Annotated in this window: 17 protein-coding genes, 1 riboswitch and 2 other annotated features; of the genes, 11 read left to right on the top strand and 6 right to left on the bottom strand. The window is 48.2% G+C overall.

Annotated features, from left to right (window positions below; translation table 11 throughout):
• Positions 1 to 50: 50 nt before the first annotated feature.
• The 3 genes from HP399_RS26000 to HP399_RS25990 all read right to left on the bottom strand — a co-directional run bounded on the left by HP399_RS26000 (position 51) and on the right by HP399_RS25990 (position 2892).
• Positions 51 to 1436, bottom strand: a complete 1386-nt coding sequence (locus HP399_RS26000) for a sensor histidine kinase (RefSeq protein ID WP_173618048.1) — start codon at positions 1434 to 1436, stop codon at positions 51 to 53.
• Positions 1437 to 2156: a response regulator transcription factor gene (locus tag HP399_RS25995; RefSeq protein ID WP_007721564.1), complete on the bottom strand. Its 720-nt coding sequence runs from the start codon at positions 2154 to 2156 to the stop codon at positions 1437 to 1439.
• 214 nt (positions 2157 to 2370) lie between these two features.
• Complete coding sequence (locus HP399_RS25990) at positions 2371 to 2892, bottom strand: C40 family peptidase (RefSeq protein ID WP_173618047.1); 522 nt, start codon at positions 2890 to 2892, stop codon at positions 2371 to 2373.
• 4 nt (positions 2893 to 2896) lie between these two features.
• Positions 2897 to 3036, bottom strand: a riboswitch (cyclic di-AMP (ydaO/yuaA leader).
• A 319-nt stretch (positions 3037 to 3355) separates the two neighbouring features.
• Here HP399_RS25990 and HP399_RS25985 point away from each other — a divergent pair.
• The 7 genes from HP399_RS25985 (at position 3356) to HP399_RS25955 (ending at position 8914) form a co-directional block, all read left to right on the top strand.
• Positions 3356 to 3757 (top strand): LiaF transmembrane domain-containing protein, encoded by a 402-nt coding sequence (locus HP399_RS25985; RefSeq protein WP_007721562.1) that lies wholly within the window; start codon positions 3356 to 3358, stop codon positions 3755 to 3757.
• A gap of 84 nt (positions 3758 to 3841) precedes the next feature.
• A complete protein-coding gene (locus tag HP399_RS25980; protein ID WP_173618046.1) occupies positions 3842 to 4537 on the top strand; it encodes a PspA/IM30 family protein in 696 nt (231 codons plus the stop codon).
• A gap of 94 nt (positions 4538 to 4631) precedes the next feature.
• Positions 4632 to 5210, top strand: coding sequence for a class I SAM-dependent methyltransferase (locus HP399_RS25975; RefSeq protein ID WP_173618045.1), 579 nt, complete (start codon positions 4632 to 4634; stop codon positions 5208 to 5210).
• Between the two features lie 14 nt (positions 5211 to 5224).
• Positions 5225 to 6115 carry a cell wall-active antibiotics response protein LiaF gene (gene liaF / locus HP399_RS25970; protein WP_173618044.1) on the top strand — a complete coding sequence of 297 codons (891 nt, stop codon included), beginning with the start codon at positions 5225 to 5227 and terminating at the stop codon, positions 6113 to 6115.
• A gap of 13 nt (positions 6116 to 6128) precedes the next feature.
• Positions 6129 to 7277 carry a HAMP domain-containing sensor histidine kinase gene (locus HP399_RS25965; RefSeq protein ID WP_173618043.1) on the top strand — a complete coding sequence of 383 codons (1149 nt, stop codon included), beginning with the start codon at positions 6129 to 6131 and terminating at the stop codon, positions 7275 to 7277.
• Between the two features lie 7 nt (positions 7278 to 7284).
• Positions 7285 to 7914, top strand: a complete 630-nt coding sequence (locus tag HP399_RS25960) for a response regulator (RefSeq protein ID WP_106838353.1) — start codon at positions 7285 to 7287, stop codon at positions 7912 to 7914.
• 175 nt (positions 7915 to 8089) lie between these two features.
• The gene (locus tag HP399_RS25955) at positions 8090 to 8914 is read left to right on the top strand and encodes a bis(5'-nucleosyl)-tetraphosphatase PrpE (protein ID WP_173618042.1); all 825 of its coding nucleotides are present in this window, start codon (positions 8090 to 8092) and stop codon (positions 8912 to 8914) included.
• A gap of 14 nt (positions 8915 to 8928) precedes the next feature.
• Here HP399_RS25955 and HP399_RS25950 read toward each other — a convergent pair whose 3' ends face one another.
• Positions 8929 to 9717: an N-acetylmuramoyl-L-alanine amidase family protein gene (locus tag HP399_RS25950; RefSeq protein ID WP_173618041.1), complete on the bottom strand. Its 789-nt coding sequence runs from the start codon at positions 9715 to 9717 to the stop codon at positions 8929 to 8931.
• Between the two features lie 161 nt (positions 9718 to 9878).
• Here HP399_RS25950 and HP399_RS25945 point away from each other — a divergent pair, with 161 nt between their 5' ends.
• Together HP399_RS25945 and HP399_RS25940 are read left to right on the top strand one after the other, a co-directional pair.
• Positions 9879 to 10109 carry a YneF family protein gene (locus tag HP399_RS25945; RefSeq protein ID WP_007721554.1) on the top strand — a complete coding sequence of 77 codons (231 nt, stop codon included), beginning with the start codon at positions 9879 to 9881 and terminating at the stop codon, positions 10107 to 10109.
• Between the two features lie 21 nt (positions 10110 to 10130).
• Positions 10131 to 10310, top strand: coding sequence for a hypothetical protein (locus HP399_RS25940; RefSeq protein ID WP_012684743.1), 180 nt, complete (start codon positions 10131 to 10133; stop codon positions 10308 to 10310).
• Between the two features lie 49 nt (positions 10311 to 10359).
• Here HP399_RS25940 and HP399_RS25935 read toward each other — a convergent pair whose 3' ends face one another.
• Positions 10360 to 11241 carry a LysR family transcriptional regulator gene (locus tag HP399_RS25935; RefSeq protein ID WP_173618040.1) on the bottom strand — a complete coding sequence of 294 codons (882 nt, stop codon included), beginning with the start codon at positions 11239 to 11241 and terminating at the stop codon, positions 10360 to 10362.
• Positions 11242 to 11390: 149 nt separating this feature from the next.
• Between HP399_RS25935 and HP399_RS25930 the strand changes: the two genes are divergently transcribed.
• Both HP399_RS25930 and HP399_RS25925 read left to right on the top strand, forming a co-directional pair.
• Positions 11391 to 12758 (top strand): MFS transporter, encoded by a 1368-nt coding sequence (locus HP399_RS25930; RefSeq protein WP_173618039.1) that lies wholly within the window; start codon positions 11391 to 11393, stop codon positions 12756 to 12758.
• 81 nt (positions 12759 to 12839) lie between these two features.
• Positions 12840 to 13109, top strand: a binding site (T-box leader).
• Between the two features lie 41 nt (positions 13110 to 13150).
• Positions 13151 to 13385, top strand: a binding site (T-box leader).
• A gap of 64 nt (positions 13386 to 13449) precedes the next feature.
• Positions 13450 to 14994, top strand: a complete 1545-nt coding sequence (locus tag HP399_RS25925; protein WP_173618038.1) for a 2-isopropylmalate synthase — start codon at positions 13450 to 13452, stop codon at positions 14992 to 14994.
• 568 nt (positions 14995 to 15562) lie between these two features.
• Here HP399_RS25925 and HP399_RS25920 read toward each other — a convergent pair.
• Complete coding sequence (locus HP399_RS25920) at positions 15563 to 16333, bottom strand: sulfite exporter TauE/SafE family protein (RefSeq protein ID WP_173618037.1); 771 nt, start codon at positions 16331 to 16333, stop codon at positions 15563 to 15565.
• Between the last annotated feature and the right edge of the window lie 70 nt (positions 16334 to 16403).

Below are 16403 nucleotides of genomic sequence, written 5' to 3'. Positions count from 1 at the left end.
AATAATTAAGTGGGAATAAATCTATATAAAGTAAGGGTAGCTTGTGAAAGCTACCCGTGGAAGAAGGGGATGGTGAAGGAGAAACTGCTTCCCATTCCCAATTCACTGTTTACCATCAGATCTCCGCCGTGAAGCCGGACGATGCTCTTGCAAATCGTTAAGCCTAAGCCTGTACCGCCACTGTTGCGATTTCGTGATTTTTCCGCCCGATAAAACTTGGTGAAAATCTTCGGCAAGTCTTCGGAGGCGATTCCTTCTCCTTTGTCGATCACAGTAAAAAGGACATGTCCTTCTCGCTGATCACAAGTAAGGTAAATGGAGCCATCTGGTTTATTGTAGTGAATGGCGTTGTTCAACAAGTTTTCCATGACACGTCGCAGCTTGGTCTCATCCGCTTCGATGTGTAATTCATTGGAAATACGCAGCTTCCATTGAAAGGTGAGGCCTGCCTCTTTGATTCTTGGCAAATAGTCCTCAATAATTCCTCTCAAGAAGCTTTTGACATGAATGCGGTTAATATTGAGTCGGACTTCGGAGCTTTGGGCGGTGAAGTCCTGCAACTCATCTAGCAGCTTTTCCAAGTCAGTCGTTTTTAACTCGATTTTGCTCATCTGTTTCTGTATTTTGGTCATATCCGTCACACGACCGGAGCCGATATATGACGCATACCCTTTGATCGTGGTGAGAGGCGTGCGGAAGTCGTGGGCGATCGAAGCAATCATTTCGGCCTGTCTTTCTTCCGCTAAGCGAAGCTCATCAACCATATCCCCGAAATATCGAAAGAGTTGGCCAAACTCATCATGCGATCGATACGTAAATGTCACTAACCGTTTCCCTTCCTGGATTTCTTGGGTGACGCGCGATAATTCGTTCACGGGCCGTAGTATCCAGCGAACGAACAAAGCGAGTAGAACCAATCCCACCAGACTAATGCTTCCGTAAATAAACCAAAGCATCATGGAAACCCCTGTCGTAGCCATTATGTCGTAATCATCTGTGTAGAAATAAACAACGATCTCCCCTGTACGCGGTGGCTCCTGCTGAAAATGGTACTCAGCTACCACTTTGAGGTCATTTTGCTTGGCAGAATCGCCACGGTTTGATGAGGAGGGAGAAGGCATTTTCAAATTATAGGCGCGTGATGTTTTGCTGTAGATGGTGTTTCCATTGGCATCCTTCACGAGCATGCGGTACATCACGTCGTCTGGCAACTGCTTTTCAAGCTCCAATCGTTCGATTGGGTCCTTGAAATTACTGACGAGAAGCAATTGATTGAGCATGACCTTCTCTGCGGCTTCCTTCTCAGCCTGGTACTGATTATGCCGATCATTTTTGAGTTGAGCGACAATAATGTCTTGAAAAACGAATTTAAACAACAAGATGTTTAGTGTGATCAAGGAAATGAAGGAGAGAAAAATTTTATTACGTAAGCTCATTTAAAGCTTCTCCCCGATAAATACGTAGCCTGTCCCCCATTGTGTTTTAATGAACTGACGCTCTGTTTCCAGCTTTTCACGGAGGTTTTTGATATGGACGGTCACTGTATTGAGCGAGCCATAACCATATCCCCAGACGCGGTCGTAGATTTGCTCTCTTGTAAAGACGATGCCCGCATTTTCTGCGAGGAATGTGAGCAGTTGAAATTCTTTGGTAGAGAGCTCAATTTTTTGATTACATACATAAACGGAATACGTTTCTTTATGAATTTCTAGGTCCTTGAATTTCAAAACTGTAATCGGAGAAGAGGCTGTTTCCTTCTCAGGCTGCTCCTCAGTATGCTTGCGAATGCGCTCATAACGACGCAGGTGGGCACGAATGCGAGCGAGCAGTTCTTCTGTATCAAAAGGCTTCGTAATGTAATCGTCTGCGCCAATTTCAAAGCCGACTACCTTATCTACCGCTTTTCCTTTTGCACTGAGAAACAGTATAGGCAAATCCCATTCACGGCGAATTTGAGAACAGAGCTCGTAGCCACTCATGTTGGGCATCATAATATCCAAAAGGATCAGATTGGGTCGCTCTCCTTGGCTGAGCAGGGAGAGTGCATCTTCTCCACTCTCTGCGGAGGAAACGGTGAAGCCCTCGTTCTCCAAAATGTCTTCTAGCAGTTCAATAATCTCCAGATTGTCATCGACAATTAAAATGTGATCTTTCACCGGAACAACCCCCAGTTACTTCTATTAATAAGGAATACCATTCAAAGAATGGGTCTTGTCTATCATAACATGCTTTGACCTGATCAGGGGAAGAAACCCCGTAAGTTATTAAGTTGTTCTAATATATGAGGGTACCTCTTTAGACCAGGTACTAAATTCCGTCAGAAAAAGCCAGAGACGTAGTGTCCCTGGCTTTTATTATTTTGCCGAACGACTATTTTTGAGCTGGTTTTTCCGGCAACGATGCAGCTTGCACCGCTTTTTCCTTTTTCGGAGTTTCTGCTTTCGCTAGAACAGGAACGCTGAGACGCTTGGCGCCTACATAACGCTTGCTCCAGTAGTATGGATCGCTCAACTTGGTGTTGACGACTCCACGACCAGATTCCGAGTGCACGAATGTGCCGTCTCCAATGTAGATACCCACGTGAGAAATGCTGCGACCGTTCGTATTGAAGAATACGAGATCGCCTGGCTGCAAATCTTTTCTGGCTACCTCTGTACCTAATGCGTACTGGGAAGCAGAATTGTGAGGCAGGTCTACACCTAACGCATCAAATACGTAGCGCGTGAAACCGGAGCAGTCAAAGCCCTTTTTGGACGAGCCGGAAGATTTGTAAGGGGTACCGTACAAGTCGCTGACTACTTCATTGAGAGTATTCTCCTCAGCAGCCTGTGCAGCGCCTGCCCCCATAGCAAGCATTCCAGCCATAAATAAAGATAAAACCACCTTGCGCAAAAGAAACTGCTCCCTTCGTGAGCCTACGAGGTTAGCTGAAGGGTTCGGTCGAAAGGACGCCCTAGGCTGCTAGGAGTAGCAACCATTCACCCCAAAAACGTGGTTCCCCCGTTTCCGCCAAGCGGAATTCGGCTATTTTTCGATGTTTTTTTACACGCACTCTTACGAAGATTCTACGCCAGTCCTTCTTTTCCTTCTTTTTCATCTGCTTGTTCACATATTCGTCACAAAAATACCGTCAAATGCTGTAACGTTTTCGTTCAACAGTGCAAGACGCCTTTCGACGCGCGCTTGTTCTGCCTTGCGGGACAGCTTGTCCGATTAGGGCAGGAAATTGTCTCCGTCCAAGGACGGAGGGAAAAACCAACCGCACGCCCGTTATGGGAAGCCTATACCGAGGGCTACAATAAGGGCATAACGTTCCACAAGCACCACATGCAAAACGAATGGAGGTAAACGAGTAATGAGCGAACGGTCTGGCAAAGTTCTACTCGGGCTGGTTCTGCTGCTAGTCGGTGGGTTGGTTCTTCTAGATCTGGTGGGTATCGATATCGGAGACTTGCTCGGGTTCATCATTCCCGGTGTGATCATGATATACGGTGCCAAAAAGATTATGGGACAAACCGGTTCACGCTTTTGGGGAATCCTAGTCTTCCTATTCGGGTTCCTGATGTTGATTGGCAAGCTTGACCTACTATTTCACGCACTTCTGGCCATTGGGGTGATTTATCTGGGATATCGCTTACTGCGTCCCAGTCAAGAACCTAAACAAGCTCCACCTGCTTGGGAGCGTGAATGGGCCCAAAAAGTATTAAAAGAAGATACGCTAGACGCTTGGGAGAGAAACGTAACCAAACGGCCATAACCGTTTTAGTAACCGCAATAACACTGTGTCGCAAGAGTCTTTTGGATGAACAATATGATGTGATATGATGAGGAGGAAAATATAATGAGTATCTTTAAACGTTTGCGTGACCTGACAGTAGCTTCGGTAAATGATGCATTGGATTCGATGGAAGATCCGGTAGTAATGCTGAATCAATATATGCGTGACATGGAAGTAGAAATCGGACAAGTTGAAGTAGCAGTTGCCCGTCAGGTTGCACTGGAAAAGAAATTCCGCCAGCAATTGGACGAAGCCAATGCTCTGATCGAAAAACGCGATCGTCAAGTCAAGCTCGCCTTGACTGAGGGAGAAGACGAGTTGGCTCGTCGAGCACTCGCTGACAAGAAGCAGTACGAAGGCCGTGCAGCGGAATATGAAGGTCTCTACCTGTCAGCATCCGAGGCAGCTACGCAAATGCGCGAGAAGTTGGCTGAGCTGAAGGAAGAGTTCTATAAAATGCGTGCGAAAAGGTTCACACTGATGGCACGTGCACAAGTAGCTCGTACACAAAAGCAAGTCAATCAAGCAGTTGTCGGTATCGGCAATCCGTCCGCAGGCCGTGGCTTCGCCCGCATGGAAGAAAAAGTCATGCGCATGGAAGCAGAAGCGCAAATGAGTGGACAATGGCGCCAAACAAACCGCGCTTGGGAGAACGCTTTGTCTGAACTGGAAAAGGATGATCTCGATGCAGAACTAGCCAGCATCAAAGCATCCATTAATGAAGTAAAAGCACCGGTAGCCAAACCTGTACAATCCTAATTCGACAGGAACTGGGGGACTGGGTGTAGAATAGATTGTGTCAATTCGGCAGCCTGTGTACATCAGGCTGCTTTTCCCCTAGGAGGTACGATTCTTGCAGGACTTCTTGGTCTTTTTGCGGCGATTTATCGCTGAGCCTGGACGCGTTGGTAGTATAATCCCCAGCTCTCGTTTTTTATGTGAGCAAATGTTGAAAAGCGTCGATTGGGCTTCAACCGATGTGATCCTGGAGCTGGGACCTGGTACAGGGGCATTTACCCAAACGATCTATCAGCGCTTGCGTCCTGGCACACAGTACGTGCTTGTGGAACGAGATTCCCATTTTCGCTCTATGCTTCAATCACGTTTTCCCGATCTTCCTATCAGGGAGGAAGCGACTAAACTTAGGTCTTACTTGGAGGAGCAGAACCTTGCAGGTGCAGATGTCATTATCTCAGGTCTGCCATTCGCCAATTTTCCACAAGAGCAGAGGGCAGCAATTCTGGACGAAGTTCAATCTGTACTAAAGCCAGGGGGCCTATTCATTACATTCCAATATTCGCTACAACTCCAAGCTGAGTTGCAGGATCGTTTTCCCTGGGTCAAGATCGACTTTACCCTGTTGAACATTCCGCCTGCATTCATCTATACATGTCGTAATGGTCAAAGTGAAAACGATCAGCATGGGGCGTGAGAGAGGAGACTTTTGTGAAACTGTCCCGTTTGCACAAAATGTTGGCTGGTATCCTGATTATTTTTACGGGAATCGGCCTTTTATTAGACGGTTTGGGTATCATTTCGTTCGGTCTGTTTGATTTGTGGCCGATGGTTCTTATTTATTTCGGCCTTCGTTTGTGGGGGCAGAAAAATCGGATTGGCGGAGGGATTCTATTCTCCCTGGGGACCATTATCGCGATGGACATGTGGTTTGGTGTCGGGGTAGATGATTTGTTCCAGATTGCAGTACCAATCGTGTTTATTTATTTCGGGTTTCAATTGATTCGGGGCAAGAACAGCAAACGAGATCACCGTATGAATCAACCTTTGGGCGATACGGGGACCCCATCTGCTGCGGAGACGATTATGACAAGTGATGCGAGTGTTCCGAGTGACATGAAGGTTTCAACAGAGGAACGCCCTTGGCTAGACGGCTGGAACAAATGGAAGCAAGTTGGTGGCAAAATTCCTCATCACGAAAGAATGTCTTCATCACCTGACGACACGTTGCCAAAAGATTCCCGCAGCTCTCTGATTGGAGATTATCACCTGACCTCGGGGCGTTTTGAACTGAATCACTTGCATGTCTGGCATGGAATCGGGGATGTTGTGATTGATCTTTCCCGTGCAGTGTTGATGCGAGATGAGGCGGTTCTTGTCGTAGAGGGCTGGGTAGGCGATGTGACGATTTATGTGCCTGTCGATCTTCCTGTATCGGTAACGGCAGGGTTGAGTATTGGTGACCTGGAGGTGCTAAGCCACCGTCAGGGAGGTATCAATCGCAGTGTTAAGATTCGTTCTGATCAGTATGATGAAGCATTGCAAAAAGTAAACTTGCATATCTCGCTGCTTGTCGGCGATATAAAAGTCAAGTACATCTAGGAGGTACTGGCGGATGCGTCGACAGCGATTGGCAAGTATTCAGTGGCAATACGTGCGCTATGGCATGTTACTGGCCGTCAGTGCAATTACTGCCGCGTTTATTTGTTTCTTTTGGCTATACTTTTTATGGAGAGATCACCCCGGGATTCATCGGTGGTACAACGAAATGATCAGCGACCGCAACTTCGTGTGGTGGCTTAAAGAATATATAGGCATCAATCTGCCTGCCGATCCAGAGGGCTTGATTCAGCTTGCTGCTTTTGTTGTCTCTTTGCCTGCAGGTGTTTTAGTGGCATTGATCATTTCCTATATCATCGGCAATTTGTTGAAAAAGAGACTCAGTGTACTGTGGGAAGCTGCCATGAAGCTTGGGCGCGGAATGCTGTCGTATCGTGTTCCCGAATTGGGCGTCGATGAAGTCGGCGAATTAGGATGGCAGATCAATCGCTTAGCTTCACAATGGGAAGAGCAAGTGGCATCTTTGCAGCGGCTGTCGAACCACAATGCGGCTCTCGCAGAACAATTGAAGCATGCAGCGGTAACAGAGGAGCGACAGAGATTGGCGAGAGAACTGCATGATGCAGTCAGCCAGCAGCTGTTCGCCATCGCCATGACGACTGCGGCGATGAAGCGGCTTGTAGAAAAAAATCCACAACGTGCAGCACAACAGATTGAATTGGTCGAAGAGATGGCAGCAGCTGCACAAGCGGAGATGAGGGCATTACTCTTGCATCTTCGCCCGGCTACGTTACAAAACAAGTCATTGAAGGAAGCCATTCTGGAACTTTTAGATGAGCTGACGCGTAAAAATACTATGCAACTGACTTGGGAGATTGAAGATGTCGAAGGCTTGCCGAGTGGAATTGAGGATCATTTGTTCCGCATTTTGCAGGAGTCCTTGTCCAATACATTACGGCATGCCAGAGCTACCCAGATTACAGTAAAGCTGTTTACGCTGCAAGAGCAGGTTCGCCTGCGAGTAACGGATGACGGTGTTGGTTTTGATCCGGATGGGGAGAAAATGACGTCCTACGGTTTGCGCAGCATGCAAGAGCGCGTTGCAGAGGTCGGAGGCTCCATGGAGATTTACTCGGCAATTGGGAAGGGGACGCAAATTGAGGTGCGTATTCCTCTAATGTCACAGACGGAACGGGAAGGGTGAAGGCTCGGTGATTCGGGTACTACTGGTAGATGATCACGAAATGGTTCGGATGGGTCTGGCTGCTTATTTGTCTACGGAGGACGATATTGAAGTCGTAGCAGAGGCAGGCAGTGGAGAAGAAGGGGTGCGGATGACGCAAGAGCTGCGCCCAGATGTCGTTCTGATGGATTTGGTCATGGAAGGCATCGGCGGTGTGGAAGCGACTCGGCGTATTCGTGAAAGCTGTCCATCCAGTAAGGTTATTGTCTTGACCAGCTTTATTGATGACGAAAAGGTATATCCGGTCATTGAAGCGGGGGCATTCAGCTACTTGCTGAAGACTTCGCGTGCAGCCGAGATTGCAAAGGCAATCCGCTCTGCTGCGGCGGGTGAGCCAGTTTTGGAATCGAGGGTAGCAGGAAAAATCATGGCCCGTTTCCGTCACGGTCAAGAGTCCCATCCTCATGAGCAACTGACGCCGCGCGAGTTGGAGGTTTTGAAGCTGATCGGTCAGGGCAAGTCCAACCAGGAGATTGCAGATGAGCTGATTATCGGGATCAAAACGGTCAAGACTCATGTGAGCAACATTCTTGCCAAGCTGAACGTGGAGGATCGCACGCAAGCGGCCATTTACGTGCATACGCATAACTTAGGCTAATCACATAGCATCATGTATAGGTAAACGCGCCAAAAAGCTCCTCGGGTAAACAGGGGCTCTTTCGCGCGTTTACTTTTTTAAACGGTTTTCTTGTACACAACCCGTGAGTTTTTTTCGCAGATGTGGTAAAGATAGTAAGTAACGAATGAGAGATAACGGAAAGGAGGGACGGGCTATGAGGCACAAACCTCAAACGCGCTCCAAGGTGCTTTCGGCTGACAATGGTGTGGATATCGTCGGCGATGTTCACGGCTGTTACGACGAATTTATAGAATTGCTCAAACGCTTGGGATATGAACAAACCCGAGACGGTACCTATCGCCATCCCCACGGCCGAAAGCTCCTTTCCCTCGGTGATATCACGAGTCGTGGACCTTACTCAATCAAAATGCTGCAATTTTTTCACCATCATGTCACGGCAGGTCTGGCTGAGATGGTGGATAGTAACCATGGGTGGAAAGTAGCCCGCTGGTTGGATGGCAGACCAGTGACATTGGCACACGGAGATGAAAAGGTAGAAGAGGAGATTCGGCTGTATCAGCAAGAATACGGACCGAAGAAGGCCTCCTTGCTGCGAGAGCAGAGTCGCAGATTGCTATTTTCTTCTCCTTCGCACATGATCATCAAACAGAATGAAAAAACAGTAGCGGTCGCCGTTCATGCGGGGATTCGTGATGATTACATAGGAATGGATTCGCCTGCGGTCTACACGTTTTGCCGATATGGCGATGTGGCAGGGACGGGACCGGATGGGCGCCCGATCCGTAGAGAATGGGCAAAAGAACGAAAAGTGACTTCGCCCATAATCGTATGGGGACATGATCCGCATCCAGAACCAAAACGAAAAAATGGCACCATCAACATCGACCAAGGATGTGTGTTCGGCGGAATGCTAACCGCCTATCGCTACCCAGAGGACGAATTAGTGAGTGTGCCAGCAAAAAGAAACTATTCGGGCTTAACGGATACGCCGCTGACCCGTTTTAAGGCAGACGATTAAACGGAGACGTTATGTTACGTTTTGAGCTTTTCGAATAAACGCTTCAGGATGACAGCCTGTGCCCAGAGCGGCAGAGGTTGGTCAGGCTGCTGACGCCATTGTTCGTCGGTTAATAAGCCTTGATCATACAGCCAGTTGACGGCTTCCTGCTTCCAGTCAGGTCCATTCCCTCCTCCGTTTCCAGGAGAAGTGGTGGGAGCAAGGGTCGGTGCTGCAGTAGGTTTTGGAGTAGAAGTAGGAGTCGTAGGGGGCTGGTAGGGAAGTTTAGCGTACGTGCAAAATGCCCGGACTACCCCTTCCGCGAGATCTCGCCAATCCTGTTGTAGTTTATTTGCGTTCAAAGTATTGTCGGCAAAGCCATACTCGACGATTACCGTCTCCACGCTGCCAGTCTCCCGGTGCATGAAGTAGTAATCGAGCCGCGGATTATCTGGCAGTGTCCGCGTAAAAATGCGTCGATTCGGCATCCCTTCCGCTGCCAGGGCATCCTGGATCAATTGGGGAAAGGTTGGGGAGCCGTAAATGGAGTAAATGACCTCGGAGCCTCGGCCGCCACCTGAGTTAATGTGGTTCGCTATACAGTAGCGAGCACCGCTGTTTCGAACCAGAGCAGTCCGAGCCTGACTTGTCAGAGTCACATCGGTTGTCCGTGTGATAGCGACAGGAATATTTAGAGCCAAAAAGCGATTATATTGGTAGAGCGATATTTGCAAATTCATATCTTTCTCGGTAAATTGCGTGTTGTTTCCTCCACCTGGATCGCTGCCACCGTGTCCAGCGTCCAGAATCACAATTGGAGCCATAGTTGTTTCACCTCTTGCTATTAGAATATGCTTGAAACAAAGATTTTGTTGAGGGCAGTGTTCTCATTTTCCAAGTTTTCTAATCACAATTTACAGAAGATAGCCCAACTATGGTACAATAAAAGAGTTCATAATTACGTATAGAGGATGGTAATGTATTGATGGCTTGGTACAACTGGGTAATTCCAATTGTTACATTGTTAATCGGTCTCGCTGGTGGATTTTATGGAGGGACTTATTTCTTGAAAAAACAAATGTCCAACATGCAAATGGACGACAAGCAGCTTCAAGCCATGGCCCGTTCAATGGGGATGAATCTTAACCAAAAGCAGCTCAAACAGATGAGCCGTACGATGAAAAACATGAAAATGCCAAATAAATTCGGGAAGTAGCGTGAAAGGGAGTGTCGTTTGATGGGGGCGACCCGGCTGCGCTACACGATGATCGGTTTTATTGTCGGCGTGTTTATCGTGTATCTGAAAGACCTGCCGCTTGCCGAAGGAACTCGGTTTGCGGCCCCTTTTTACGGAGCGGGGATTGGGCTGCTCATTGACGGCATTATTTTACGTATGAAAAAAAGAAAGCAAGAGTAGGGGAAGAGCCTGGCGAATGATGCCAGGCTTTTTTCTGTTAGAAAGGGGCTCATTTTTTAAGAGACTCAGCAAAATATTGGACAATAAAATCACAGAACTTGCGTGCTGCCAGGGAGAGATATCTTTTTTCGTGCCGAATCATTTGAAAATGTCGCTGGCAGATCGGGTGTTCGATCGGAAGCATGACAAGGTGTGGGTCTTCCTCTCGACTGATACAGCCGTAGAGGGCGATGCCAAGACCTGCGCGGACCAGCTTTTGGATAGAGCCGGGATCATCTACCCGACAAGCGAATTTGGGGGTAATCCCTGCTTTTTGAAAGAACTGATCGTATAGCATTTGGATGGGAAAGTCCTCCCGGTAGCCGATAAAGGACTCTTCAGCCAGCTCGCTTAGTAGAATACTGGTTTTCTTGGCTAAGTGATGTGTGCGGGGGACAGCTACATGAATATCTTCTTTCAATACGGGCGTAGTCAAAATATCCGGCACCCTGATCGGCAAATGGGTGAAGCAAACATCCACTTCGCCTGACTCGAGGAGGGTTGCCATTTCTTCGATGCTGGCTTGCGTGATCTGGAAGTGTACATCAGGATGGAGGGCGAGAAACTTGCCCAACGGTTCTGATAACAGATCCAAGGTTGACGTTGCCAGATGAATACGACCATGCTCCATTCCAGCCAGATCCGATACGACTTTTTGACCTTCCTCCAACAGGTTCAGTGCTTTATCTACCCGCTCCAAATACGCCTTCCCAAATGTATTCAGCCGAATACGTCCTCGCTCGCGGTCAAATAACGGAACCCCGACATCCTCTTCCAACCGAGCAATGGTTTTGCTGAGAGCAGGCTGAGCAATCCGCAGCTCTTGGGCGGCTTTCGTCATATGCTGCCACTTGGCCACTGTTCGGAAATAGTGCAATTGCAACAATTCCATTCGATTCAACTCCATATACTCAGGTATATCAACTACATGTCAAAAGATATATTTTCGTTTATTTTAAAATCATTATAAACTACATCTAGCAAGGCCAACAATCACCTTCCCGGGAAGAAATCGGTGATAACGAGAGGTGTCTTTCCAATATGCAAACCGAACCACAACAACAATCCGCTGAAAAAGTTCTACGCGTACTCGTGTTTACTCTCATGATTACGGTGATGAGTGCTACGATGTTCAATATCGTGTTACCGCAAATCAGGACAGAATTTCATTTATCTTTTAGCCAAGTAAGCTGGGTGACGTCTGCCTTTTTGTTAATCTATGCGGTTGGAACCGTGATGTACGGAAAGCTAGCTGATTCCTACAAGCTCAAACATTTGCTTACATTCGGACTGATTCTATTTGCCATCGGCTCCGTTATCGGATTTTTCGCCCATAATTATGGCATGGTGCTATTTGGGAGAATTGTGCAGGCAGCAGGAGCGGCAGTTGTTCCGGCGACATCTTCCATTATTCCGGTGCGTTATTTTCCCCCAGAGAGTAGGGGGCGGGCTCTAGGGATCTCAATGACCGGGATGGCAATCGGTAGCGCATTAGGTCCCGTTCTTTCCTCTTTGCTGGTCAGTCTGCTCGATTGGAGATGGTTGTTCTGCATGCCGTTGTTCACGCTTTTTGCCGTGCCTTTTTTCCGTAAGTATTTGGAGGAGGAGGAGCGGGAAGCTGTCAAAATGGACTGGATCGGTGGTGGACTTCTCGCCATAACGATTGCGTTGCTTCTACTGGCTATTACGAATCAGAGCTTCTTGCTCGCACTGGGGTGCATCCTCTCATTCCTTCTGTTCTTGGTAAGAATTCGGACGACCGCAGAACCTTTTGTTCGCCCTGGCTTATTCCGGAGCAAACGCTATTCGCTCGGGCTGGTCATTGCCTTTTTGATGATAGGGAGTGGCTATTCGTTCGCTTTCCTTAGTCCACAGTTGTTGGCAAATGTGAATCATCTGGCACCGGGGCTCATTGGCTTTGTGATGGTACCGGGAGCAATTGTGACCGCGTTCTTGGGGAAGAAGGCCGGGATTCTTGCAGATAAGAAAGGGAATTCGTATTTATTTTACACAGCGTCTGTGCTACTTTTGTGCAGCTTTGTCCTCTTCTCTTCCTTTGCGGGAGTATCTCCGTTCCTCATTGCCGTTTTTCTGATTTTTGGTAATGTCGGACTATCGTTTATGATGATTTCGATGTCAAACGCAATCTCGCAGTCGCTACCAAAGGAACAGATCGGCGTCGGTATGGGACTGCTGGCAATGCTGAACTTTATTGCAGGTGCACTTGCAGCTACCTTGTACGGCAAAATGATTGATGGAGGAGCTGCTGTGAGCTGGAATCTGTTCAATAGCTATTCCGGAGCGTCCGTTTATAGCAATATTTACTCCGCTTTAGTGCTCGTGGTACTAGGTCTCGCCTGCCTTTATTACAGACAGTTCGGACGCAGCTCAGTGAGAGGGTTCAATTAATTGGGTTATTAAAATTATTTTTATTGATAGCCTCCATTGACAATCAGATATAAACCGAATAAAATTTCAAACAATAATAACAATAACGCGAAGAACGGGAACAGTAAGTGGACTGATCTGTCTAGAGAGCTGCGGGATGGTGCAACGCAGTCAGAGAAGCCAGTGAAGCTCGCCCGGGAGCGGCAGGACTGAAACGAGATGTAGCGCTGCATCAAGCAGTAAGTTCTGACGGTTAACCTCCGTGATCGGGTTGTGCTGATCGACTAGGATCAGTACATGAGGTGGACTTCTGGCGAGTAGCTGGGGTCAACGAGAGTGGTACCGCGATAGACAAGGTCTGTCGTCTCTTCGATAGAGACGGCAGGCCTTTTTGATTTTCACAACGACATAGAGCAAACGCGAAGAACGGGAGCTAGTAAAGCGAATTTCTTGTCCAGAGAGCTGCGGGTAGGTGCGACGCAGTCAGGAAATGCTCGAATCTCACCCGGGAGCGGCAAGGTTGAAAACTTACAGTAAACCTTGACGGATCGTCCCACGTCATCGGGACAGCGAGGTGGATTCTCTTTTGAAAAAAGAGAGGATCAACGAGAGTGGTACCGCGGCAGCCAAAAGCCTGTCGTCTCTTGTATATGGAGACGGCGGGCTTTTTTTATTACGGAAAAAACGACCAAAAATTGAGGAGGCATTACCCATGACAAAACGAATCCATATTTTTGATACAACACTGCGTGACGGAGAGCAAGCGCCAGGAGCGTCTCTTTCGCCTGAGCAAAAAATCGTGATAGCGAAGCATTTGGCAGACCTCGGCGTGGATGTCATTGAACCGGGCTTCCCAATCGCAAGCCCTGGTGACTTCATGGCGGTGCAACGTATTTCACAAGAGGTGCACGGCGTAGAGATCTGTGGCTTTGCTCGTGCGGTGAAAGAGGACATTGATGCTGCCGTTCGGGCTACACAAGCGGCAGAGCGTCGCAGACTCCACATGTTCCTGTCATCCTCCAGCATTCATCTGGACTTCCAACTTCGCAAGTCGAGAGAGCAAGTGATTAAGATTGCCCGCGAAATGATTGCGTACGGCAAACAGTTTGTAGACCGGATCGAATTTTCTCCGATGGATGCAACTCGTACAGGCGATGAGTTTTTGTTTGAGATGATCGAAGCGGCAATTGAAGAAGGGGCAACCATTATTAACATCCCCGATACAGTAGGGTACGCACTTCCAGAAGAATACGGGGCCATGTTCACTCGTGTCATGAAAAACGTTCGTGGTAGCGACAAGGTAGAGTTCAGTGCACACTGCCACAATGACCTGGGACTCGCGGTTGCAAACAGTTTGGCTGCGATTCGTGCGGGGGTCACCCAAGTCGAGGTAACGGTCAATGGGGTCGGTGAGCGAGCAGGGAACTGCTCCTTGGAAGAGCTGGTGATGGCAATTGAGACGCGCAAAGAAGCATTGGATGCCGAGACTGGCATCAGACCGGAGCACATTTACACCACTTCACAAAAAGTGAGCCGTGCCATGAGCTTCCCGATTGCTTTCAACAAACCAATTGTGGGTCGCAATGCCTTTCAGCATGAAGCGGGAATTCATCAGGACGGTCTCTTAAAAGAGCGCAGCACCTACGAAATCATGGATCCGGAGAGCTTGGGTGTGCCTCGCAACATGATCATTCTCGGAAAGCACTCCGGCCGCCATGCGATCAAGCACCGCGTAAACGAATTCGGGATACAGCTGACCGATGAGCAGATGGAAACACTGTACGTCCAATTTAAAGAACTGGCTGACAAGCAAAAAGTTGTCCAGGATCATCAGCTGCTTGAGCTGGTAGGACATACCGTAAACGCGGTACTGGAGCCATTCACACTGGTCAATGCGCAAGTGCTCACTGGCACATCCGGAAGTCGTATGGCTTCCTGCACCATTACGAACAATGTGACAGGAGAAGAACAAGCATACTCTGGCACCGGAGAAGGACCTGTTGAGGCATTGGTGGCAGGCATCAAGCAGGCACTGCCGTTTGACGTGGAGTTTACGGACATGGAGCTGTATTCATTGTCGTCGGGAGAGCATGCGACAGGCGAAGCGATCGTGACGGTCAGCGCCAACGGAAGTCATTTTAAAGGAGTTGCCGAGCATCGAGATGTACTGATGGCAGTCGCGCAGGCGTTTATGGCGGCGAGCAATCAGGCGGTGCGTGATCATCAGGCCAAAGTTGTAACAGCTGGGGCTAACTAGGTCTCACGAAAAAGTCAGCCTGTAAATGTGAGCAGGCTGACTTTTCTATCAGAATCTGTAGTGGGGAGAAGAATATTTCCAGTCTAGGCTCCAGGCTCCGTCCTGCTGGGGGTTAAGACTGCCCGCTCCGAAGGGATTAGCGGGGAAACGCAAAAGTGGTAGCCGCTACGTCGCGTGGGCACGTTGCGTTTCTTTTGCCCGCGAATCCCTTCTCCGCTCGGTAGGACTCCATAAGTCGCTACGTCTGGAAATATTCTTCTCTGTCGTAACTGATTGCACTATTCATTTTTTAAGTCTTTTAAAACCCGTTTAAGAACGAACAGCTCGTAGAGGAAACAGGAGAAATAAGCGAAGATCTTAGGGACGCCGACCGAGACGGAATGCAAAAAGCGAAACACGCTCTTAAGCGTCCACCTCTGAAAAACTTCCTGAATGGACTACTTTGGACGCGGTTTCGCTTTTTGCATGGAGTCGGGCAGTCAATCCCACAGCGGGTGGCCCTAGAAGCTGAGCGTTTTCTCCTGTTTCCTCCCCAGCACTACAGCAACTTACAAGAAGGTCTATTTAATCAAGCTGTAAAAATCAACTCATACACCATCTTCACAATCAAGGTAATAGATACGACCAAGAACAACGGACGGACATAACGTACTCCTGTTTTGATGGCCATTTTGGCACCAAGGTTAGCACCTAACAGCATCGCGATCCCCATGATGAGACCAGTCATGAAAACGACCTTGCCCTCCATTGTGAAGACAAACAGCGCAGAAATGTTACTGGCCAGATTCAAAATTCGTCCATTGCCGGCTGCAATCACAAAATCATAGCCAAACAAAAGCACCATCAGAAAAACAAAGAACGAACCGGTTCCGGGCCCGAAAAATCCATCGTAAAATCCGATTAAAAAGGTAAAAGGAATCCCGATGCCGAGCGTAAATTTGGTCAGCCCTTTGTAGTTGGAATCTTGACCAAAACGTTTGTTGAAAAGAGTGTAAACAAAAATGAGTGCCATCATGATAACGACAAGGATCTTCAAAAACTCCTGGGGAACGAACAGAACTGTTTTCGCTCCGAAATAGGCGCCGATCAGGGAGACGGGAAATAAGATCAGCATGAGCTTCTTGTCAAATTTACCATTCTTGATAAAGGTGTAGGAGCTGGTGGCAGATGAAATTGTGCCAGCCAATTTGTTCGTGCCAAGAGCAAGGTACGGTGGCATTCCGAGACCGAGTAGGGCGGGGAGGGAGATGAGTCCGCCTCCACCAACAGTACTGTCGATGAATGCTGCAATGAATCCAAAGACAGCGAGAAGTACGATCGTTGATAAGTCCATTTCCACTAGATATCACCTGATTCTCTTCGTTTGTAATAATCCAAGTCTAGCACGCTCGGTTTTGTTTTCAAGATAG

This window comes from Brevibacillus sp. DP1.3A (assembly GCF_013284245.2).
Classification (GTDB): domain Bacteria; phylum Bacillota; class Bacilli; order Brevibacillales; family Brevibacillaceae; genus Brevibacillus.
This window is presented reverse-complemented; position numbering and strand designations above follow the sequence as displayed.